Annotated in this window: 27 protein-coding genes; 11 read left to right on the forward strand and 16 right to left on the reverse strand. The window is 63.7% G+C overall.

Going from position 1 to position 20543, the window contains the following annotated elements:
- Positions 1 to 59: 59 nt before the first annotated feature.
- Positions 60 to 644 carry a TetR/AcrR family transcriptional regulator gene (locus ACSQ3E_RS03200; RefSeq protein ID WP_436121593.1) on the reverse strand — a complete coding sequence of 195 codons (585 nt, stop codon included), beginning with the start codon at positions 642 to 644 and terminating at the stop codon, positions 60 to 62.
- A 139-nt stretch (positions 645 to 783) separates the two neighbouring features.
- Here ACSQ3E_RS03200 and ACSQ3E_RS03205 point away from each other — a divergent pair, with 139 nt between their 5' ends.
- A complete protein-coding gene (locus tag ACSQ3E_RS03205; RefSeq protein WP_436121594.1) occupies positions 784 to 1272 on the forward strand; it encodes a hypothetical protein in 489 nt (162 codons plus the stop codon).
- A 27-nt stretch (positions 1273 to 1299) separates the two neighbouring features.
- Here ACSQ3E_RS03205 and ACSQ3E_RS03210 read toward each other — a convergent pair whose 3' ends face one another.
- Complete coding sequence (locus tag ACSQ3E_RS03210) at positions 1300 to 1950, reverse strand: class I SAM-dependent methyltransferase (RefSeq protein WP_436121595.1); 651 nt, start codon at positions 1948 to 1950, stop codon at positions 1300 to 1302.
- A gap of 173 nt (positions 1951 to 2123) precedes the next feature.
- Between ACSQ3E_RS03210 and ACSQ3E_RS03215 the strand changes: the two genes are divergently transcribed.
- Positions 2124 to 2903: a polysaccharide deacetylase family protein gene (locus tag ACSQ3E_RS03215; RefSeq protein WP_436121596.1), complete on the forward strand. Its 780-nt coding sequence runs from the start codon at positions 2124 to 2126 to the stop codon at positions 2901 to 2903.
- A gap of 61 nt (positions 2904 to 2964) precedes the next feature.
- On the opposite strand, the gene ACSQ3E_RS03220 is transcribed toward ACSQ3E_RS03215, so the two are convergent.
- The 3 genes from ACSQ3E_RS03220 to ACSQ3E_RS03230 form a co-directional block, all read right to left on the reverse strand.
- Positions 2965 to 3258, reverse strand: a complete 294-nt coding sequence (locus ACSQ3E_RS03220) for a GYD domain-containing protein (protein WP_310316277.1) — start codon at positions 3256 to 3258, stop codon at positions 2965 to 2967.
- Between the two features lie 167 nt (positions 3259 to 3425).
- A complete protein-coding gene (gene gfa, locus ACSQ3E_RS03225; protein ID WP_436121597.1) occupies positions 3426 to 3998 on the reverse strand; it encodes an S-(hydroxymethyl)glutathione synthase in 573 nt (190 codons plus the stop codon).
- Positions 3999 to 4160: 162 nt separating this feature from the next.
- The gene (locus ACSQ3E_RS03230) at positions 4161 to 4805 is read right to left on the reverse strand and encodes a VOC family protein (RefSeq protein ID WP_436121598.1); all 645 of its coding nucleotides are present in this window, start codon (positions 4803 to 4805) and stop codon (positions 4161 to 4163) included.
- A gap of 445 nt (positions 4806 to 5250) precedes the next feature.
- Between ACSQ3E_RS03230 and ACSQ3E_RS03235 the strand changes: the two genes are divergently transcribed.
- Positions 5251 to 5712 (forward strand): GNAT family N-acetyltransferase, encoded by a 462-nt coding sequence (locus ACSQ3E_RS03235; RefSeq protein ID WP_436121599.1) that lies wholly within the window; start codon positions 5251 to 5253, stop codon positions 5710 to 5712.
- 130 nt (positions 5713 to 5842) lie between these two features.
- Here ACSQ3E_RS03235 and ACSQ3E_RS03240 read toward each other — a convergent pair whose 3' ends face one another.
- The 5 genes from ACSQ3E_RS03240 to ACSQ3E_RS03260 form a co-directional block, all read right to left on the reverse strand.
- Complete coding sequence (locus tag ACSQ3E_RS03240; RefSeq protein WP_436121600.1) at positions 5843 to 6568, reverse strand: outer membrane protein; 726 nt, start codon at positions 6566 to 6568, stop codon at positions 5843 to 5845.
- Positions 6569 to 6689: 121 nt separating this feature from the next.
- Positions 6690 to 7436 carry an outer membrane protein gene (locus ACSQ3E_RS03245; RefSeq protein ID WP_436121601.1) on the reverse strand — a complete coding sequence of 249 codons (747 nt, stop codon included), beginning with the start codon at positions 7434 to 7436 and terminating at the stop codon, positions 6690 to 6692.
- Positions 7437 to 7560: 124 nt separating this feature from the next.
- Positions 7561 to 8418 carry an AraC family transcriptional regulator gene (locus ACSQ3E_RS03250; protein ID WP_310316256.1) on the reverse strand — a complete coding sequence of 286 codons (858 nt, stop codon included), beginning with the start codon at positions 8416 to 8418 and terminating at the stop codon, positions 7561 to 7563.
- A gap of 294 nt (positions 8419 to 8712) precedes the next feature.
- Positions 8713 to 9507, reverse strand: coding sequence for an aspartate/glutamate racemase family protein (locus ACSQ3E_RS03255; RefSeq protein ID WP_436121602.1), 795 nt, complete (start codon positions 9505 to 9507; stop codon positions 8713 to 8715).
- Positions 9497 to 10408 carry a LysR substrate-binding domain-containing protein gene (locus tag ACSQ3E_RS03260; protein ID WP_436121603.1) on the reverse strand — a complete coding sequence of 304 codons (912 nt, stop codon included), beginning with the start codon at positions 10406 to 10408 and terminating at the stop codon, positions 9497 to 9499. The genes ACSQ3E_RS03255 and ACSQ3E_RS03260 overlap by 11 nt, the downstream gene beginning before the upstream one ends.
- 107 nt (positions 10409 to 10515) lie before the next feature.
- On the opposite strand from ACSQ3E_RS03260, the gene ACSQ3E_RS03265 reads away from it, so the two are divergent.
- Together ACSQ3E_RS03265 and ACSQ3E_RS03270 are read left to right on the forward strand one after the other, a co-directional pair.
- Positions 10516 to 10695: a hypothetical protein gene (locus ACSQ3E_RS03265; RefSeq protein WP_310316248.1), complete on the forward strand. Its 180-nt coding sequence runs from the start codon at positions 10516 to 10518 to the stop codon at positions 10693 to 10695.
- Positions 10696 to 10837: 142 nt separating this feature from the next.
- Complete coding sequence (locus ACSQ3E_RS03270) at positions 10838 to 12325, forward strand: serine hydrolase domain-containing protein (RefSeq protein ID WP_436121965.1); 1488 nt, start codon at positions 10838 to 10840, stop codon at positions 12323 to 12325.
- 27 nt (positions 12326 to 12352) lie between these two features.
- On the opposite strand, the gene ACSQ3E_RS03275 is transcribed toward ACSQ3E_RS03270, so the two are convergent.
- Together ACSQ3E_RS03275 and ACSQ3E_RS03280 are read right to left on the reverse strand one after the other, a co-directional pair.
- Positions 12353 to 12736: a nuclear transport factor 2 family protein gene (locus ACSQ3E_RS03275; RefSeq protein WP_436121604.1), complete on the reverse strand. Its 384-nt coding sequence runs from the start codon at positions 12734 to 12736 to the stop codon at positions 12353 to 12355.
- Positions 12737 to 12756: 20 nt separating this feature from the next.
- A complete protein-coding gene (locus ACSQ3E_RS03280; RefSeq protein ID WP_436121605.1) occupies positions 12757 to 13395 on the reverse strand; it encodes a glutathione S-transferase N-terminal domain-containing protein in 639 nt (212 codons plus the stop codon).
- 107 nt (positions 13396 to 13502) lie between these two features.
- Here ACSQ3E_RS03280 and ACSQ3E_RS03285 point away from each other — a divergent pair, with 107 nt between their 5' ends.
- The gene (locus tag ACSQ3E_RS03285; protein ID WP_436121966.1) at positions 13503 to 14135 is read left to right on the forward strand and encodes a TetR/AcrR family transcriptional regulator; all 633 of its coding nucleotides are present in this window, start codon (positions 13503 to 13505) and stop codon (positions 14133 to 14135) included.
- A 39-nt stretch (positions 14136 to 14174) separates the two neighbouring features.
- On the forward strand, positions 14175 to 15086 hold the full coding sequence (locus tag ACSQ3E_RS03290) for an agmatinase (protein ID WP_436121606.1): 912 nt from the start codon (positions 14175 to 14177) through the stop codon (positions 15084 to 15086).
- A 224-nt stretch (positions 15087 to 15310) separates the two neighbouring features.
- Here the strand turns inward: ACSQ3E_RS03290 and ACSQ3E_RS03295 are convergent, their stop codons facing one another.
- Positions 15311 to 15745 (reverse strand): Kazal-type serine protease inhibitor family protein, encoded by a 435-nt coding sequence (locus ACSQ3E_RS03295; protein ID WP_436121607.1) that lies wholly within the window; start codon positions 15743 to 15745, stop codon positions 15311 to 15313.
- A gap of 434 nt (positions 15746 to 16179) precedes the next feature.
- Here ACSQ3E_RS03295 and ACSQ3E_RS03300 point away from each other — a divergent pair, with 434 nt between their 5' ends.
- From ACSQ3E_RS03300 to ACSQ3E_RS03315, 4 genes are all read left to right on the forward strand, one after another.
- A complete protein-coding gene (locus ACSQ3E_RS03300) occupies positions 16180 to 16392 on the forward strand; it encodes a cold-shock protein (protein ID WP_067959476.1) in 213 nt (70 codons plus the stop codon).
- Between the two features lie 209 nt (positions 16393 to 16601).
- Positions 16602 to 17012 carry a hypothetical protein gene (locus tag ACSQ3E_RS03305; RefSeq protein WP_310316227.1) on the forward strand — a complete coding sequence of 137 codons (411 nt, stop codon included), beginning with the start codon at positions 16602 to 16604 and terminating at the stop codon, positions 17010 to 17012.
- A 181-nt stretch (positions 17013 to 17193) separates the two neighbouring features.
- Positions 17194 to 17406 carry a cold-shock protein gene (locus ACSQ3E_RS03310; protein WP_018428999.1) on the forward strand — a complete coding sequence of 71 codons (213 nt, stop codon included), beginning with the start codon at positions 17194 to 17196 and terminating at the stop codon, positions 17404 to 17406.
- Between the two features lie 205 nt (positions 17407 to 17611).
- Entirely contained in the window at positions 17612 to 18049 is a 438-nt protein-coding gene (locus ACSQ3E_RS03315; protein ID WP_436121608.1) for a BA14K family protein, read from the forward strand.
- A 166-nt stretch (positions 18050 to 18215) separates the two neighbouring features.
- Here the strand turns inward: ACSQ3E_RS03315 and ACSQ3E_RS03320 are convergent, their stop codons facing one another.
- The 3 genes from ACSQ3E_RS03320 to ACSQ3E_RS03330 all read right to left on the reverse strand — a co-directional run bounded on the left by ACSQ3E_RS03320 (position 18216) and on the right by ACSQ3E_RS03330 (position 20446).
- Positions 18216 to 18857, reverse strand: coding sequence for an MBL fold metallo-hydrolase (locus ACSQ3E_RS03320; RefSeq protein WP_436121609.1), 642 nt, complete (start codon positions 18855 to 18857; stop codon positions 18216 to 18218).
- 253 nt (positions 18858 to 19110) lie between these two features.
- Positions 19111 to 19401, reverse strand: a complete 291-nt coding sequence (locus ACSQ3E_RS03325) for a hypothetical protein (protein ID WP_310316215.1) — start codon at positions 19399 to 19401, stop codon at positions 19111 to 19113.
- Between the two features lie 151 nt (positions 19402 to 19552).
- Positions 19553 to 20446, reverse strand: a complete 894-nt coding sequence (locus tag ACSQ3E_RS03330) for a branched-chain amino acid aminotransferase (RefSeq protein ID WP_436121610.1) — start codon at positions 20444 to 20446, stop codon at positions 19553 to 19555.
- Between the last annotated feature and the right edge of the window lie 97 nt (positions 20447 to 20543).

Raw genomic sequence — 20543 nt, forward strand, 5'->3', positions numbered from 1 at the left:
TGGAGAAGGAGTCAAGCACTGGAAAGTGACGGCGCCGCGGCGTCCCCAGCGGCCGAACCCTAATCTGCTGCGGCGATGAATGGCGCCACCGCATCCCTAGGCAATCCGCGCAGCAGCAACTGCCTGAACAGCGCATCGGCCTCGGCAGGCGTCATCGCCGGCCGGTGCTCGAACCACCAACGCAAAGTCGTGTTGAAGGTCGCCACCATATGCTGGATCACCAGTTCGCGCGGCAGCCCACCGGCAGGCCCGACACCCATCGCCTGGCGCAGGACATCAGCCAGCACCTTGTCCACCGCCTCGCGCAGCACCGCACCACCATGGCCACCGGCCAGTGCCGCCTGCACGTCGGCATATTCGCCGACATGCTCGAACAGCGCCCGCGCCGGATCCCAGTTTGAGCCGTCGGCGCCGTGTCCGCTCCCTTGCTGGACCCCAACGAGCAGGTCGCGCAGCCGCTCCAGGCTGCGTTGCAGCAGGTCGTCCTTGGAGGTGAAATGCGCATAGAAGGTCGACCGCCCGACATTGGCCTCGGCGAGAATGTCCTCGACCGTGATCGCCGCATAGTCCTTGGCGCGGATCAGCGCCACCAGCGCGTCGTAGAGCGCCGTGCGCGTCCGCGCCACCCGCCGATCGATCCCCATTGCCGTCTCCGATTTTTCCGGACGTTCCCGGCCGCCAGTCCGTTTCCGGACTTAGACCCGCCTGCTGTTCGGCAACTTCCGAACACCGTGTTCGGTATCGTGATAGCCGAAGCGCCTTCCGTCAACAGGAGACCTTTCCATGACAACAGCCCCTTCGACGCCGGCGCTCTCGGTCAACACTCACCTGCGCGTCGCCACCAGCGCCTTGTTGCTGCTCGCGCTGACCTCGCTGCATCACGCCTATGGCGCCATGGCCTTCGGCACGCCCTGGCGCCTGCACGTCCTGCTTTTCGTTGTGCCTGCGGCCATCGTCATCGCCGTGCTGCTCTATGCCGGCTGGGTCGCCAATACCGCACGCTCGGCGCGCCTGCTCACCTGGGCGGCAGCAGCCGTCGTCTTCGTCGTCCCCATCGTGCTGGTCGGCTATGTCGAAGGCGGCTATAACCACGTCTTCAAGAACGTCGTCTATTTCGGCTTCGGCGAAGCGGCCTTCCACGCCATCTTCCCGACCCCGCCCTACGAAATGCCCAAGGATCTGTTCTTCGAGATCACCGGCGTCGCCCAGTTCCCGCTTTCGCTGCTGACCACGGTCCTGACCGTCCGCATGCTCAGGAGCTTTGGCAAATGACCGAGCACTGTCAGATAAGTTGAGCCATCAGGCGAAGGAAAACACGGCACTTGGCTTTGTCGTTGCGGCATGGCCGGTGCCGACATCCGCCACCGCATGTTCGGCGATAAGTCGAAGCCGTGCATGCGGCAGGTGCGCGCGGCCGGGATCGCCGACGAGCACTTCGATGCCTTTGGCAACACAGCGGTCGAGGAAGGCGGTCACCCGCCCGCCGAGTTCGGCGTCGTAGAACAGGTCGCCGACGGCAACAATGTCCACCTCAGGCACCGGGCCGCCAGTCACATCGCCGCCGATGGCAACGATGTCGACACCGTTCAGCGCCGCATTGAGCCCGATGGCGGCCACGCCGTTGGGGTCGACCTCGGCCGCGAGCACGGCGCGCGCGCCCGCCATACCAGCGGCGATGGCGACCAGACCCGAGCCGGCGCCAAGGTCGAGCACGCGCCGTCCCCTCACCGTCTCGGGCCTGTTAAGGAAATGCCGCGCCAACACCAGCCCGCCGGCCCATTGGTAGGCCCAATAGGGCGGCGGCGCATCGTCGTCGGCGTCATCGGGCGCGAGCCGCCACAGCCCGCTGGCCGGATGCGCGGTGTAGAGCCTGATTTCGGGAACCGACGGCACTGCCAACACACGCATGTTCGCCACGATGAAATCGGCGATGTCAGGCTGCTGCTTCATGCCCTGATGGTTCAATGTCCGGCCCCGGCAAAGTTGCCGCGACATCTAGCACACAGCCGGCCAAGCGCACCGCTGAATTCAGTAAGTCCAGACCCCGCCCTTTGCACGGCCGGTCATGACAGGCTACCGATAGCGCCAGGAGAGTTGGGAGGGGGAACAGCGCAACGATGCTGATGGCAAAAGGCAAAAGGTATGGCGCCTCAGGAGTAACCGTCCTCTGGTTCCTGGCCGCTTTTGTCCTGGCGTGCTGGCCGGCGCTGGCGGCGGACCGCACAATCTACCTCACCTTCGACGACGGCCCGCTCGACGGCACCGCCAACATCCTCGACGTGTTGCAGGCGGAAAACGTGCCCGCCGCCATGTTCATGGTCGGTCTGCACGCCAGATCCAGCCCGGAAAGCAAGGCGCTGGTTGCCCACGCCAGGAGCATGCCGCTGGTCACAGTCGGCAACCACAGCTACAGCCACGCTTTCAACCGGTACCGCAAGTTCTACGCGGACACCGAAGGCGTCGTCGCCGACATGGTGCGGGCCAATGCGGTCCTCGGGCTGGAAGTGCCAACCCATGCCCGGCTGCCCGGCCGCAATGTCTTTCGCCTGCCCAACATCTCGACCAACGATCTGTCGATCGACCGCACCGAGATCGGCATCGAGCAGCCCGACTACGAGTTCGTCACCGCCACCGGCTTCTGGCTCTACGGCTGGGATCACGAATGGGTCCATGACGGCACCGGCAAACCGGTGCAAAGCGTCGCCAGGCTCGTCAGCGAGATCGACCACATGTTCAACGGCAAGGTCCGCTTCGTCAGGCCGAACAAGCTGATCCTGCTGATGCACGACGAGATGTTCCGGGACACCTTCAACGGCACGGCCAATCTCACCGCGCTCATCCAGGGGCTCAAACAGCGCGGCTACAGCTTCGGACACATCCCCGATTATGACCCGTCGAATTAAAGCGGGGCGGCAGCAGGCAGCGGTCGAATGAAAGGCTCCCGCCCCGCGACGAGCAAGGAAATCAGGCCATCTTGGCCAGGATCTTGTTCATGTCAGCGGTATCGAACGCCTTGAGCGTCTGCGTCTTGACATTGCCGAGCGCGGAAATGGACAGGCTGAGCGCCGTCGCCGTCAGGTCGTCGGGCGCCTCGATCACGGCGACCACGTCATGCTTGCCGAGTGTCCACAACAGCGTGTGAACCTTGGCGCCACCCTTGTCGGCCATTGCCCTGAACGCATCGGCCCGTTTGGTCGTCTCCCGTACCGATTTGACGCCTTGATCCGTGAAGTTCGTCAGGAAAACATAATATGCCATGCTGACCTCCCTCAGTTGAGGAGGCGTGCGGGCGCATCAGGCGTTACCGCCGTTTCTCCCGCCCACACACTAACACGGGTCACCGTGGCTGGATGCAGGCCGGAGATAGGCTTTAGGAGCTAGGACCGACCGCCGCCGGCCCTAGTTCGGTTACTCAAGGCAGCCGCTCAGGCCTTCAGCACGCCCGACTTCTTCGCCACCCAGGTGGCAATGTAGTCCATCAAGCCGGGCGACAGGCAGTCATAAGGTTCGAGCCCGAGTTCCCTCAGCCGGCCGCGCACGCCATCCATTTCGGACGGGTCGACGCCTGCCTCGATGATCGACGAGACGAAGGCGGCGAAGCCCGGCTCGGCCCAGCCCGCTTCCTGGAAGCGCTCGGGATGGATGAAGTCGAGGCCCTTGAAGGCATGGTCGCGCTCGACCGGGCCATACATGTGCACGCCGCAACCCTTGCAGGCATGGCGCAGGATCAGCGCCGACGGATCGACGACGGCAAGCTTGTCGCCATTCTCCAGCACCGTCACGTTCTCATGCGCGGTGACCGCCACGACCGAAAACTTGGCGCCTTCCGGCTTCCAGCATTTGGTGCAGCCGCAGGCGTGGTTGTGGGCGACTTGGCCCTTGATCGCCACCTTGACCGGTTTGTCGGCGCAGGCACAGACGAGCGTGCCACCGGTGAAGGCAGCACTGCCGGGTTTGACCCCGCCGTCGAGTGCCGGATGTATCGAAACTGAAGCCATGTCCTGTTCCTCCCTGTTCTGGCGTCCGGGCGGACACCGTCAAACCATATGCGGTAAAGAACTCTATGAGGCTGGTCCCATACGATACATGTCGCGGCGGCATTTGTGCATATCCGCTGTTCAGATTGCCGTGAGTTGGAGCCGATTGCTCAGTCGGCCAGCCTAGTCCGCCGGGCCGGCAAACAGGATCAGATTGCCGTCGGGATCGAGCACGACGAAATTCCTGGCGCCCCAGGGTTCCTTGCGCAGCGTCTGGTGAAAGGACACGCCCGCCGCCTGGAAATCGAGAAACAGCTGCTTGATCTCGGCAGCCGTGTCGACGGTGATACCAGCCGACAGCAAATGCTCGCGTTGGCGGATGTCGCCGGCAAATACCGGCTCGCACACCAGCCTGAGCGCAAGCTGCGCCTTGTCCCTGACAACCTGCCCGTAAAATGGCGGCTCGCCATAGACGAAGTCGACGGCAAAGCCGAGCTTTTCGGTGAAGAACGCGCACGATGCCATGACGTCGGCAACGAACAGCTGTGCTGCGGTCGAGCTGAGGATGGGACGCACGGTCTGGTTGGTTAGACTGCTCACTGCTGGGGCTCCTGATTTGAGCGCCTGCCAGCTTTCGAACCCCTGCTGCCTGGCGACAAGTTCCTGCGCGTCGGCAAGCTTGAAGGCGGCCTGCATCACCGTGCTGTCGTCGAGATGCTGGAAGCGCGGCAAAGCCGCCCTGATCTCGGCTGCAACAGGATGATAGCCTTCGCGATGCCAGCGCAGATACTGCTTGGCCTGCTTCTTGAGGTTTTCGAGGTTCGGCATGGGCGCAACTGTTGGATTTGGTCTGACAGTAGGCGGGCATTGCCCTTTCGGCCTTCACCGATGCGCCCTACGCAGCCCCGAAATCCTGCCCCGGCTGGCCGGGAATTGTCAAGAAAGGTCACGCCGGCCAGGAAAAACGGTACAGCGCATCTTAGTACAATTCTGGTGCTGGCCAGCCCAAGACGCTCGACTCTACGCGGTGCCATATCTCGGCCTCGACAACCTTGAAGGCACAGCCGCAGATGAGAATGATGATCATCGCCTCCCCTCAGCTGCAGGCCGACCAGGATCGATTTCCAACCACATGATATCCGTTCCGGAATCTCCTATAGATTCATATCCGGAGATTGTCGTAGCGGCCCTGTCACCGGTGGGACGGTGACCTTGGAATCGAAAACGGCGTGAGCCCGAGCCGACAGGGAGCGAAATGATAGCACTTAGACCGATGAGAAAAGACGAGTACTCCGGTTATCTCAGCTATTTCATTCCTGATTATGCAGCCGAGATTTCCAGGAATTTCGGTTTTTCCCAAGCGGAGGCTCTTGCCCAGGCAAAGCGGGAAATTTCAGATGATCTGCCAGACGGTCCCGACACTGCCGGGGAGGTACTGCTGGCCATCACGGAGAGCGCGTTGGGGAGCGACGTCGTCATTGGCTATTTCTGGTATCGCCCCAACGAGGCCAGCCGCTCCGCGTTCATCAGCGATTTTTACATCCTGCCCACTTACCAGGGCAACGGTTACGGAAAGAGCGCTCTCGCCACCCTGGAAGCTACGCTATGCGAGGCAGGCTTTGAACACATCCGCCTCCGCGTAGCCGCCGACAACGGGCGGGCGCATCATCTCTACGAGAGCGGCGGCTTTCGCACTACCGGCATCAATATGAGCAAGAACATCAAGCGCCGCTAACCGCACCGCGCGTCCAGCCAAGAGGTGGCCCGCTTGCCTTACGGCGCAAGCGGGCAGTTGTCGAGAAGCCCCTCGCTTCGCGACACGCCGACTCTCGGCCGCACCCTTGCAGTTGCTTGCAGCGCAAAGATCAGAACCTGTAGCTGAGACCGAAGCGGACATCATGCGACTGGAGGTCGATCGTGGCGACGGAGTTGCTGATCCCCGGCGTGGCGAAATCCTGCGAACCATAGTCCGCGTAACGATACTCCGCCCGAATGCTGACCTTATCCGTCAAGGCGTATTCCGCCCCGATTCCGCCCGTCCAGCCGATATAGGTGTCCTTGTATGCATGATAGGGATTGGCGGGATAGCCGGCGATGTTGAAGTCGCTTTCAACACCGGCTGCGGCTACGCCGGCAGTCACGTAGGGAAGCAGGCGATCGATCGCGTAGCCGAGGCGGGCGCGAGCCGAACCGGTCCATTTCACCTCGGTTTCCATCGTATAGCTGGAATGGGGAAACGCCCCTGTCGGCGTCATCTGGTACATGGCGTCGCCGCCATTTGAAGCGCTGTAGTTCAGATCGGCCTCGCCGCCGACGACAAAGCCATTGCCGAAATGCCAGTTGTAGCCGGCATGGGCGCCCAGCAGGAAGCCGTCGGGCTCCGGACCGGAGAACAGCAGCAACCCGTCTGGGGACTGATGGATCTCGTAGCCGGACGTGCCGATGCCGTAGCCGGCGTCGATGCCGACATAGAACCCGGACCAGTCATAGACGCCGGACACGACTGGCGCATCCACCATCGCCACATCGGCGGCAAGAGCCTTGTCGGACGTTCCAAGGATGAGCGCGGAGACGAGCATTAGCGTTTTCATATGTGCCTTGCCTGATAGATGTCGTGTCATCGCGCCTCGCGGACCCGCTGGCAGGTGGCTTGATCGCTCCCCGCCCTGCGCATCCCAGCGCTTCGGTGGCTAGACTGCGTCAATGTCGCGATCAAAACTTGTAGGCGAGACCCAGCCGAACATCGTGGCTTTTGAGGCTGCCCTTGATCCGCTGTTCGCCAAACCATGTCGTGCCAAATTCCTGGCTGCCATAGTCGGTGTAGCGATACTCGGTTCTGAGCAGAAACTTCTCGGTCACGGCGTATTCCAGCCCCGCGCCAAGATTCCAGCCGGTCCACGTGCCCCTTATCGGCGTATGGTCAGATCCATCCATGTGGCGCAGCGTGAACTCGTATCGCGCCGCAGACACACCGCCTGCGATGTAAGGCATGAAGCGATCCATGGAATAGCCAAGACGGGCGCGAAGCGCGCCATTCCATTTGACGTTGGAAACCAGCGCGTGATCGAGGTCCGACGTGCCGTCCGCAAAAAGGGCGTCGGCCTTTCCGTCGATTCCGGTGAAATTTATGTCGGCGTCGATGCCCAGCACGACATTGTTTTGAAGCTGCCTGTTGTAGCCGGCATAGGCACCTCCGAAAAAGCCATCGGGATCCGGGTCGGAATAAGTGCCGTACGAACGCATGAAGTGCGATTGGGACCAGGCATGTCCGGCCTGCAGGCCGACATAGCCACCGCTCCAGACAAAGCCGGCTGGCGCGATCTCGCTAACATCGGCAGCAAGCGTCTCACCCGAGCCCCAAAGGACGAGCGCTGCCGCCACAACCATCGTTTTCATCTCTGCCATGCTCCCCAACATCCCCGCGCATCCCGGCGGTGCTTTCGAGCCCCGGTGTTGCATTGTCCGCTGCGGGTGTCTTGGGCTGGGCCGCACCGGAGTTGCCGTGGAAAGCAATGCCGTGCATTTTTGGCCGGTGTGGCCATTCAGCCTCGGTCTGGGCTATGAAGCCGCCGCTGGCTGGCGCCTACCTCGCCCCGCTTGGGGTCGTACCGAAGCGACGGCGGAAGCAGCGGTTGAAATAGGAAACGTCGCTGAACCCGCTCAACAAGGCGATCTCGCTGATCCGCATCTGGTCGCAGCGCCTGTCCGAAAGCATCTTGTGGGCGCGCTGCAGGCGCAGTTCCAGAATTCGCTCGGCAAAACTGACGCCGGTTTCTTGCAAGAGATCATGGACATAGCGCACTGATAGCCGCAGCTGCTGGGCAACACCCTGGGCCGAGATGGCAGGATCGGCGAAGCTGTCCCGCATCTTGGCGAGCACGGCCTGCAGACGCGCCGCACGCAGCCCGCGCATGCCCGCCAATTCGGCACTTTCACCTTTCGCACCGATGGCAAGACCGATGAGATCGACGATGGTCTCCGTCGCATGTCCGATCAGGTCTTCCGAAACGAGGTCCGGGCCGTCCTCCAGAAAGCTGCAATAGCGCTTGAGCATCGCCAGCGCCTCATTGTCGGCCCCGATGGGCAAGGCCAGCCTGTCGTTGGCATGGGCGAATGCATTGTCGAGAAGCCCCTGCGGGACCACCACATTCATCCAGATGTTCTTGTCGCCGCCGGTCATCTTGAGCGCCTCCGAGGCGGAAACCAGGGCCGCTTCGCCCTTGCCGATGCTGTAGTCCCGGCCGACCTGGGTGCCGCTCAGCTGCGTATCGCCATTGTTGACCAGCAACAGGTAGCCATCGCGGCCATCGTCGGCGATGTTTCTGGCCTTGCGGGAGGCATGCTTGATCGTACCGGCCATCTGCCCGAGCACGAGCGGCCCGAGCGCGGCTGCCTCGATGTCGGCTTCGAACGGCAGGTCATTCGAGATGGTATATTCCACCGACCATATCTCGGCGACGTGGATGTCTTGCCACAACGCGAACCGCGCCTGCTCACTGAGGTGGGGAGGCAAGTCGTTGGATGAGAAGACGTTCTTTTTCAAAGAATAATCGCCCTTTTCCGCGCGCCCGTCTTCTTTGGAAAAGCAGCCTATTTGACCAATTCACCTCTTGTCCAGCGCCGGCAATATCGGTGCCGCCAAGGTCAATTCGATTGCTGTACAGGACAAGAATTCGGCCTGTCTTGGACGCTTTTGGCGCGAGCTTGCTCGATCGCCGGCAGAATCAGGCAGCTCTCACGCCAGCGCCAACTCCACCGCCGCGTCGGCGTGGATGCCGGTGGTGTCGAACAGCGGCACCGCACTGTCCTCCGGCCCGACCAGCAGCATGATCTCGGTGCAGCCGAGGATCACGGCTTCCGCACCGCGCGCGACGAGCCGTGCGATCACCTCGCGATAGGCCTGTCGCGAGCTTGCCTCGACCCGGCCCTGCACCAGCTCGTCATAGATGACGCGATGCACCACCGCGCGATCCTCGGCCTCAGGCACCAGCACCTCGAGCCCGTGGCGCTCGGCGAGCCGTCCCTTGTAGAAATCCTGCTCCATGGTGAAGGCGGTGCCGAGGAGCCCCACGCGGCTGAGCCCGGCGGCTCGGATGCGCTCGGCGGTCGGGTCGGCGATGTGCAGCAATGGAATGCCGATCGCCGCCTGCACCTCATCAGCCATGCGGTGCATGGTGTTGGAGCAGATGACGACGAGGTCGGCGCCGCCGCGCTCCAGCCGCCGCGCCGCATCGATCATCTCCAGCGTCGCCTCCTGCCAGCGGTCGGCACTCTGCAGCGCCTCGATCCCAGCGAAGTCGAACGACCACATCAGCAGGCGCGCAGAATGCAGCCCGCCCTGCAGCGCGCGTACCCGCTCGTTGATGATGCGGTAATATTCCGCCGAGCTTTCCCAGCTCAGCCCCCGATCAGACCAATGACCTTCTGCGCCATGCGGCACTTCCTTTTCACATCCAGCCAGCCGCTCTAGCCCCTGGCCAAGCCAGAGGGCAAGCGGCCAGCCATCCTCAAACAGCAGCTCAGCGCCCACCTCTCCCCAGCGTGCGCTCGACCTCGGCCAGGATCCATTCGCGAAAAACCTTGATCTTGGGCACGTTGCGGCGCTCCTCGGGATAGACCAGCCAGAAGCCGGAGCCGTCGGAGCCGACATGCTCGAACGGCTGGATCAGCGTGCCGTTGGCGAGCTCGTCGCGATAGAAGACCGGCGTCAGCATTGCCACGCCATGGCCGGCGATTGCCGCGATCGCCTCATAGGCCTGCGAGCCCATCTTCGGCGCCTGGCGCTGCGGCAGCATGTCGGCGGGCAAGCCGGCGCCCACGAACCACTCGCCCCACCACAGGTCACCGGGGTCGATCTGCGGCAGCCTGAGCAAGTCGGCCGGCTCCTTCACCCCGCCGATCGTCGCCGCGAGCTTCGGGCTCAGCATCGGCGCGAAATCGGTCGGCACGATCAGGTGCCCGGCCAGTCCCGGCGGCAGCTTTCCGTCATCCCTGCGGATGACGACATCGACCTGCTCGGTCCTGAAGTCGGTGTTGCGGGTCGTCGTCTCGAGCCGCACCGCAAGATCGGGCTGCACCATCTGGAAGGCGCCGAGATGGCGCGCCAGCCAGCTCGCGGCGAAGGTCGGAAGCGTCGAGACGACAAGCACGCCGCGCGCTCCGCCGCGCGTTTCGCCCCAGGCCTCGCCCAGCATCTCGAAGGCGGCACTGACCTTCGGCGCCAGCGCCCGGCCCGCTTCGGTCAGTTCGGTCTGCTTGGGCCGCCGCAGAAACAGCGACGTGCCGGCGCGTTCCTCCAGAAGCTTGATCTGGTAACTCACCGCAGCTTGCGTCGTGCCGAGCTCTTCCGCTGCCCGGGTGAAATTGCCGAGCCGTGCCGCTGCCTCGAAGGCGCGGATCGCTGTCAGTGGCGGCAGCTGGTTGGTCGTCATAAGTTTTCCTTATGTGCTCATTCCGACGTTCAGTTGGATTCATAGCAAAAACAGGAGGAAAGAGGAGGCACTTCCTTAACAGAATTTGACCTTGGAAAGCCAAGCCCATGCCCCACTCGACCCTGGCCGCCACTCTCGGCCCGCTCCAGACTTGGCTGACGCAGCTTGCAACGAGCAGCCGCCATGGCCGCCGCCGCGCCAGGTTCGACCCGCGCGAGCTGTCGCTCCATCTCAATCGCGACCTCGGCTTCCTCGACGGCCGCGACCCGGCCGGCACGATCAGATAGCGCCCCCACGCTTGGCTTCCTTTGCGGCAGGCTGTAGCCTCAAGGCAGGCCATAATGCAGGGGGTGCCGGCGCATGCTGCTGTCCGCAAGGTCGATCGTCCGCCGCCTGGCGTGGCTCCTCCCCGCCATCGCCCTTGCGCCGATGCCCTCATCCGCCCAGACGGCAACCGCCGAGCAGGTCACTGCTGCACTGACACAGCTGGAGCAGCTGGCCGAGGCAGCCATATCAGACGGAAGCGTGCCGGCGCTCGCCATTGGCGTCGTCCACGATGACAAGGTCGTCTTCCTCAAGGGTTTTGGGGTGCGCGAGGCAGGCAAACCGGAAACTGTCGACGCCGACACGGTGTTCCAGATTGCATCGATGTCCAAGCCGATCTCGGCGACAGTGGTGGCGGCACTGGTCAGCGACGGCATCGTGTCCTGGGATGCGAAGATATCGGACCTCGACCCCGCCTTCCGCCTCGCTGAGCCTTATCCGACCAGCCAGCTCACCGTGCGCGACCTGTTTTCCCATCGCAGCGGGCTGCCCGGCACCGCCGGCGACGATCTCGAGGAGATCGGCTACGACCGCGCCGAAATCCTGCGGCGGCTCAGGTTCGTATCGCCCTCGTCGAGCTTCCGCGCCGGTTATTCCTACAGCAATTTCGGCCTGACGGAGGGCGCGGTAGCAGCAGCCATCCCGACGGGCAAGGCGTGGGAGGACGTCGCCGAGAAAAAGCTCTACCGTCCGCTCGGCATGGCCTCGACCAGCTCCCGCCATGCCGACTTCGTCCGTCGCGCTAACCGCGCAGCCCTCCACATCAAGGCCGACGGCGCCTGGGCCGCCAGGGTCGAGCGCCAGCCGGACGCGCAGGCACCGGCCGGCGGCGTCAGCTCGACGGCGCGCGACCTCACCCAGTGGCTGCGCCTGGAACTGGCCAACGGCAGCCATGACGGCAAGCAGCTGATCGCGGCCGCTGCCCTCGACCAGACCCATGTCCCGCTGATGACGCGCGGCAGGAACCCGGTCAGCGGCGGCCAGTCCTTTTACGGGCTCGGCTGGAATGTCGAGTTCGGCCGCCATGGCCTGAGCTGGGGCCATGCCGGTGCCTTCAGCGTCGGCGCCCGCAGCCTCGTCACCTTGTTCCCTGAACGGCAGCTCGGCATCGTCATCCTCGCCAACGCCTTCCCCACCGGCGTGCCCGAAGGCCTGTCGGACAGCTTCGCCGACCTCGTCTTCGACGGCAAGGTCGGCAAGGATTGGCTGAAAGACTGGAATGCGATCTACGCCGGCATGTTCGGCCCGGCCGTCGCAGCCGCCAAGGCGGCCTACGCCACCCCGCCTTCACCGGCCACGCCGGCACGTCCAGCCGCGGCCTATGCCGGCCGCTACGCCAACGATTTCGCCGGCGAAGCCGTCGTCGCGGCCGCTGGTGACGGCCTCGTCCTCAAGCTCGGCCCGGATGGCGCAAAATCCTATCCGCTCAGCCATTTCGACCGCGACCTGTTCCTGAGCTTCCCCTCGCCCGAACTGCCCGACATGCCCTCGGCGGTCAGCTTCGTGATCGGCCCCGACGGCAAGGCATCGACAATCACCATCGAGGTCCTCGACGCCAACGGCCTCGGCACGCTGCGGCGCACGGGTGACTGAGCATGCCGGCCGGTAGTTTTGCCGGCCTCAGGCGCCCTTGACGTAGCCCTGGGCCTCGACGATCCGCCCGTCGCGCACGCGCATCAGATTGACCCCACGCACCGAGCTTGCATGGTCGGCACCCCACACCAGCCGCCACCTGATCTCGCCGCGGTCGCCGCGGGCGATGATGCTTTCCGGTTCGAAATGCGCGCCCTGCATCGTTGCGATCCCGCGCCACAGCGCGATGCAGGCAGCCTTGCCTTCATGGCGCGAACCGTCGGGTGCCGGCTGGGTGTTTTCGATGACGCAATCGTCGGCAACGAGATCGTCCAGCGCTGCCGGATCGTGGGTCAGGAACACCTGGTTGAACCGCTCAAGGATCGTTTCGGTCTGGACGCTCTCGGCGTCGGAAAAACTTCCGCTTGTCATGATGGACTCCATTTCCTGGGTCAGGCCGCAAGGCGCGGCGCAAAGAAGATGCCGTTCGAACGCGGATGGAGACCTTCCGCCTTGAGGGCCTCAAGCACGCCCGGCCGCGCGCCGATGCCTTTCATGAAGGCTTCCAGTTGCGGCCAGCGCGACATCTCGATGCCGAGCCATTGCGACCAGTTAAGGCACACGAACAGGTAGATGTCGGCCACGCTCAGCGCGCCGCCGGTGAGATGGCCGTCCTCGAGCCGCGACGCCGCCCAGTCGAGCCGTGCTGCGACATGCTTGTGCAGCACCTCCTTCACCGGCGCGTAGGCAGGCGCAAACATCTGCCCCATCGGCTTGTGGATTTCAGTCGATATGAAATTGAGCAGCGACTGGATTTTCCGGCGCTCCAGCGCGGTCTGCGGCGCCAACCCGCCTTCCGGCTTGAGATCGGCGAGATACTGGACGATCGCCGGCCCTTCGATGACGATCTCGCCATCGTCGAGCACCAGCACCGGGACATAGCCGTTCGGATTGATTGCAAGGAAGTCCTGGCCGTCGCTGGTCCGGTGCGTGGCCCGCTCGACATGGATGATTTCGACGTCGAGCCCGAGTTCCCGGGCAACGATATGGGGCGACAGCGAACACGCCGCCTGGTGAATGTAGAGCTTCATTCTGGTCCCTCCTTCAGGTGAGCGACGAACCGCGATTGGCAGCTCGACTTTTATGCGATGTCGCATATAATATTCGGGACTGTCAATATTTTTATGCGAGGCCGCATATAATGAGCAATGCCAAACGTGGACGCCCGATCGAATACGACCGCGACCGCACCCTGCAGCGGGCGGGCGACCTTTTCTGGTCGGTCGGTTTTGCGGCAAGTTCGCTCGACGCGTTGAGCGAGGTGACCGAGATGACGCGGCCGAGCCTGTCGGGCGCCTTCGGTGACAAGGAAGCGCTCTACGTCGCAACGCTCGAGCGCTACCGGGACGCCAGCGTCGCTGCGATGAACACCATCTTGAGCGCGGCACGGCCGCTGCGGGCCGAACTGGCCGAGGTCTACGCCAAATCGACGGATGCCTATCTGGCGTCCGATGACGCTGCGCGTGGTTGCCTGCTGATTGGCACCGCCTCCGTCGAGGCCGTGCATCGCCCGGCGGTGCGCCATATCCTCCAGCAAAGCCTGGGCGCGTTCAACGCCATTCTGGAGGGGCGCCTGCGCAAGGCGATTGCCGAAGGCGAACTTGGCGCTGGCGCGGATGCCGCCGGCCTCGCTTCCGTCGCCTCAGCCGTCATGCATTCCCTGGCCGTGCGCGCCCGCGCCGGCGAGCCGCGGGCAGCACTCGACCTGCTGAGCAAAGCTGCCATCGACCTGATCTGCGGCAAGGAGCCCGCCGGCACGCAAGCAGCCTGAAACTGAAATCACCCAGCCCATCATCGGGATCATCACGACATGACCGCATCGCTCCGCTTCCTCGGCCTTCCCGATCGCCTCGACGATGGCAGCGCGCCGCGCGCAGTGATCTTCGGCGCCGGCCACGGCACCACCTATCCCGGCAAGGACAGCAGCGGCTACGCCCTGGCCGCCGGCGCCATCCGCGCGGCCAGCCAGAACGACGCCGCGCTGGTCGGGCACTGGGACTTCGATCTCGGCGGCCCGTTGTTCGACGGCAAGCCAGTCTGCTGCACGGACGCCGGCGACGTCGCGGCCACGATGCACGACAATGCCGGCAACCGCGCCAGGATCGAGGCGAAGACGCGGGAGATCCTGGCGCTGGGCGCCGTGCCGATCCTGCTCGGCGGCGACGATTCCGTGCCCATCCCTTTCCTCGCCGGCTTCGCCGGTCACGGCCCGGTCTGGATCCTGCAGATCGACGCCCATATCGACTGGCGCGACGAGGTGCTCGGCGAACGCTACGGTTATTCCAACCCGATGCGCCGGGCCAGCGAGATGCCGCATGTCCAAGGAATGGTCCAGGTTGGCCTGCGCAGCGTCGGCAGTGCCCGGCTCGCCGAGATCGAGGCGGCACAACGTTATGGCAGCCGCTTCGTCACCGCCCGCGAGATCCATGCCCATGGCGTCGAGGCAGCCCTCCGGCACATCCCCGAAGGCGCCCGGGTCGTCGTCACCCTCGATTGCGACGGCCTCGACCCGAGCATCATGCCGGGCGTCGCCGCGCGCACGCCCGGCGGCCTCACCTACACCCAGGTGATCGACCTGATTTCAGGCCTCGGCAAGCGAGCCAGCATCGCGGGCTTCGACCTCGTCGAGTTCTATCCGCCCGCCGACATAGACGGCCTGACGGCAGAGACCGCGTCTCGCCTGGTTGTCAACGCCATCGGCGCCATCGTCCGGCAGGCCTGAGACCGGGTGACAAGCCACTCAGGCGGGCCTGGGCTGCGTAAAGATAGCCTTGGCCGACCAGCCTTGTGGCGAAGCTCGAACAGCCGCGCGAAGCAATAGCGTCGTGCTCAGGCATCGCCATGTCGGCGACGACTGCAGCATTCGCGAAGTGAGAAGCTCGTCCTGACGCAACTTGAGCGAACACCTCCCGGCATTGGCTGCCGGGAGGTGCCTGTTCGAAGGGCTCAGCAGGGGCCCTGGTCATCGACGACGCGGTAGCCGGCGGAATCGGCCTCGCAGGCATTTGGGAAAGTCCTGAGCGCGCCGCCGCGGCGGCCGCAGACAGGGCGATACTCCCTGGTGCAGAACTGCTCTTCGCGGCCCCCGCCGCCACCACCGCCCCACCCATCGTCACCGCCGCCGCGGCATTCACCGCCACGGATGATGCGGTAGCCGGCAGCTTCGGCCATGCAGGAATTGGCGAAGGTCTGGCGGTCGCCGCCGCGACGGGCGCAGACCGGGTCATATTCGCGCGTGCAGAACTGCTGGCCCGGATCGGGGCGCGGCGGGCGCGGGCCGGGTCCGGGGCCATCCTCGACCACGACGCAGGAGGCCAGCATCAGCGACAGCAACGAGGCGACAGTTGCTTTTCGCGCAAAGGTCTTTGCCGAAAAAACCATGGAAATAGCTCCCTCTCGTTCCCGCCCGTGCGGGAATTGTTCCAGCCCCTGCCCCGATCCTCGCGATTCTGTCAACGAATGCAATCGGCATCAGCGAATCTGAACCCAACAGGCGCGGCAATCTGGCCAATGGTGTTTCTAGAAATGTCGTATATTTATGCGACGCTGCGTAGTGCCTTCGGCTTAGCCGCGACATCTTGCAACCTACGCGTTTCCATGCAATATCAGTCTCAGTTCGGGCGTTTGCTGACCCGGAGACTGGAACGTTTTGTACGACCCTTTCCCCGATAACTGTGAATCTCTGACGACCCCGTGACTCGGCGGGGGGTTTAATCATGCGCAAATGCATGACCGCCAAGCAAAACCACCGACGTGCCGCCGACGCCAGGCGGTCGGCATGTCCAGACCACTGAACGGGTGAAGGAGTTCTCCCAATGACCCAGACCGGTACCGTAAAGTTCTTCAACGCAACCAAAGGCTTCGGCTTCATCACGCCGGATGGCGGCGCGAAGGACGTTTTCGTCCACATTTCCGCCATCGAGGCTTCGGGCCTGCGCACGCTCGTCGACGGCCAGAAGGTCAGCTTCGACGTCGAGCCCGACCGTATGGGCAAGGGTCCTAAGGCGGTCAACCTCCGCGCCGGCTAAGCCGCGTAAGGTTTTTTTGCTTTGAAGAGGGGCGCGGTGGATTACCATCGCGCCCTTCTTCTTTGGTGGGTGGACCTGCCACTATCCCTCGCCAAATCAACGGGATAGCCGCACGCTTCCGGCCGGCGGCGGTCTGGCGAGCCACAGCCAACCATGGCATAGTCCCGCTACGGAAGCAGGATCTGCTTCCCATGCAGAGGAGGCAGACCATGAAGTTGCTAAAGTCTCTGGGCGCAATTCTCCTGGCCGCAGGGCTCGGATATGGCGGGCCGGCCGAGGCCATGCCGGCAGGCAATGCGCCACAAGCCGAAGGCGGGCTGGTGATCCAGGTCCGCGGTTGCCATGGCGACCCGCAGCGCCATTTCGTTCCGCAGTTCGGCCGCACCGAATGGCATGCCCACCGCCGCCCCGACTGCCGGCCGATCCGCGTCCGCCCGCCGATCCAGGTGCGCGACTGCCATCGCGAGGTGCGCCGCCACTTCCTGCCGCGCTACGGCAACGTGCCTCACCGCCATGTCGGCCCCAATTGCCGCGTGCGCGTATTCTCGAGGTTCGACCCGCATCGTCCGCGCCCACCGTCCTGCATCCAGATCGGCCCGATCCGCTACTGCGAATACTAAGCCGCGAAACGCTTTGCGAATGGCCACTTAGGCCCGGCATTGGCCGGGCTTGAGTGGCGTTTCGGGCGCTATCGGGCGCCAAAACTTTTGCTTGCCGATGATCCAAAAATGAACGACAAATTTCCACTTCGGGCATTTGCCGGCCCGAAGACTGAAATTGATGGGATCAGAGGAGTTTCCCATGCCGCAGACCGGCACCGTCAAGTTCTTCAATCATGCCAAAGGCTTCGGCTTCATCACGCCGGACGACGGAGCGAAGGATGTCTTCGTTCACATCTCGGCCGTGCAGGCGTCGGGTCTTCCCGGTCTTGAGGATGGGCAGAAGGTTTCTTTCGACACCGAGCCGGACAAGCGCGGCAAGGGTCCGAAAGCCGTCAATCTGACCGTCGGCTGAGAACCTTCGAGGCGGCCGGAGTTTACCGCTCCGGCCTTGCGACTGCTCTATTCGCCGCAACGCATATGGGCGTTTGTCGGCGGTAGTTTTTTTGACCCTTGGCGCCTGAAAATCCGTTCAGGCTGCGTTCAGGCTCGCTCCCCTAGACATATTGTCGACGCTAAATTCTGGCCTTGATACGGGCCGGACGGCGAAGGAGACAGACATGAACCGCATATTCAAGACCCTCGTCCTTTCGGCAGCCGTTGCCGCCACCACGCTGACCGCCCTGCCGGCGGCCGAGGCAGGCGAGCGCTGGCGCCGCCACAACCGCCACGACAACACCGGCGCGATCGTCGCAGCCGGTGCGCTCGGCCTGATCGCCGGCGCGGTGATCGCTGGCAGCAACCGCCCGCAGCCGGTCTATGACGACTATTACGACTACGAGCCGCAGCCGCGCCGCGTCTATCGTCAGGAATACCGCCAGGATTACTACCGCCCTGCCCCGGTGCAGCGCCGCGTGGTCTACCGCGAGAGCTACGCGATGGAGCCGTGGACGCCTGAATGGTACAGCTACTGCTCGGACCGCTACCGCAGCTTCAAGCCGCGCACCGGCACCTTCACCGGTTATGACGGCCTGGAGCACTTCTGCGCCGCCAACTGACCGCAGCCACGGGTGCCTGCTGAAGCGGCCTTCCCTGCCCGGCCACTGCAGCCAAGCCTGAAGCAACGAAAAAACGGCGCCAACCCCGCGGTTGGCGCCGTTTTTCATGGCAGGTAGTCTCTCGGCGGCAGCAGCACGCCCGGCGGCTGCCTCTAATCAGTTTCGATCAGACCAGATAAAGGTTGCTGCGGCGCTCGTCGCCGAAGCGACTGCCTGGGCCGTGGCCGCAGATGAAGCCGATGTCGTCACCGAGCGGCAATAGCTTGTCCTTGATCGAGCGGATCAAGGTGGCATGGTCGCCGCCATAAAGGTCAGTGCGGCCGACGGAACCCTGGAACAGCACGTCGCCGACATGGGCGAACTTCGCGTCACGGTTGTAAAAGACGACATGGCCGGGTGCATGGCCGGGGCAATGCAGCACCTCGAAGACATGCGGGCCGAAGGACACGGTCTCGCCCTCAGTCAGGAAGCGGTCCGGCACGCAATTGCGCACGGAACCGTCCATGCCGAACTTCTGGGCCTGGGTCACAAGGTTGTCGAGCAGCGGCTTGTCGGCTTCGTGCGGGCCAATGATGTCGACGCCGAGCGCTTCCTTGAGCTCCATGGCCCCGCCGGCATGGTCGATATGGCCATGCGTCAGCCAGATCGACGTGATGGTGATATCGTTTTGCTTGAGCACCGACAGGATGGTGTCGACATCACCGCCCGGATCAACCACGACGCCGGTCTTGTCGTCGGTATCGAAGAGGATCGTGCAGTTCTGCTGGAAGGGCGTAACCGGCACGATCCCGGCATTGAGCTGTCCCATGGCGGGTCCTTTCCTTGGAGCGCCGTGCGTCCGAATGGACGCACAAAGGACGCTCCAACAGTATGAATCTGCGCATCGTGCTTTCCGAAAATCGACGCCGATTTTCGGGCCGATGCGCCAAGTTGGCCACGACATAAGGACTGATCGGCTCTGCGTCCATGCACATTCTGGTGGGGTCGGTGATGAGGCCCCATCGTCCAGAAATGAAATGGGCGGCCGTAGCCGCCCAATCCGAATTCCAATCTGAAGCGGATTATTTCTTCATGGCACCCATGATCGCGCCGACGATGGCCGTCACGATGGCGCCGCCGCCAGCACCACCAACCACGTCGCCGAGAATGCCGCTGAGCGCGCCTGCCGTTGCCGGATCTGCCGCGCCGCCAAGCAGGCTGCCGAGGATCTGTCCGCCTGCGATACCGCCGACGCCACCGGCGAGCAATTTCGTCACCTGCCCCATCGCCGCCGTCTTGATCGCCGCGCCGACGGCCTGTCCACCGATAACGCCGGTTACAATTTGTATGATGATAGGAAGAAGCGATTCCATAACAATTCCCTCCAAATTGCATGCCGGCCCTCAGTATGCCGACAGCAACATCAGACCTCGAAATCGGGGAATGTCAAATTAAGCGGGGAAGACGCAAAAAGGGCGGTTCGAAAACCGCCCTTCCGCTACGTCAATATATTGATTCTGCTTGCTATTCCGCAGCAATCGCGTGCTTGGGCTGAACCGCCGCCGAATAGTCGTTCATCAGCGTCTTGGCGATTTCGCCGACCTCGAATCGGTACTGGCCGATCTCGGAAACCGGTGTCACTTCGGCCGCAGTGCCGGTCAGGAAGCACTGCTCGAAGCCCTCCAGTTCCTCGGGCATGATCACCCGCTCGACGACCTCGAGGCCACGATCCTTGGCGAGGCCGATGACCGTGCGACGGGTGATGCCGTCGAGGAAGCAGTCGGGCTTCGGCGTGTGCACCTTGCCGTCCTTGACGAAGAAGATGTTGGCGCCGGTGGCTTCGGCGACCTGGCCGCGCCAGTCGAGCATCATCGCATCGGCATAACCTTTGGCTTCGGCCGCATGCTTGGACAGCGTGCAGATCATGTAGAGGCCGGCAGCCTTGGACTTCGACGGTGCCGTACGCGGGTCGGGACGGCGCCATTCGGCGATGTCGAGGCGGATGCCCTTCAGCTTCTGCGCCGGGTCGAAATAGCTTGGCCACTGCCAGATGGCGACGGCGACATTGATGCGGTTCTTGTGGGCAGCGACGCCCATTTCCTCGCTGCCGCGCCAGGCGATCGGGCGCACATAGGCGTCCTTGAAGCCCTGCTTCTTCAGCAGTTCGCGGCAGGCATCGTCGATCACCTCGACCGAATAGGGAACAGTGAAGCCCAGGAGGCGGGCGGACTCATGCAAGCGCTCGGTGTGCTCGGTCAGCTTGAAGATCTCGCCGCCATAGGCGCGCTCGCCCTCGAACACCGCGCTTGCATAGTGCAGACCATGGGTTAGTACGTGAATCTTGGCGTCGGCCCATTGGACGAACTCGCCGTTCATCCAGATGAATCCATCGAGCTGGTCGAAAGGAACGGATGCCATGGTAAACCTTCCCGCAGGCGGGAGCCTGCCTATCGTTTCGTATCGTTCTTGATGGCCCGCAAGGGGCCTGATGGATAAAGCGTAGGCGGGCTAGAAT

The sequence above is a fragment of the Aminobacter sp. LjRoot7 genome (assembly GCF_964252895.1).
In the GTDB taxonomy this organism is placed as follows: Bacteria; Pseudomonadota; Alphaproteobacteria; order Rhizobiales; family Rhizobiaceae; genus Aminobacter; species Aminobacter aminovorans_B.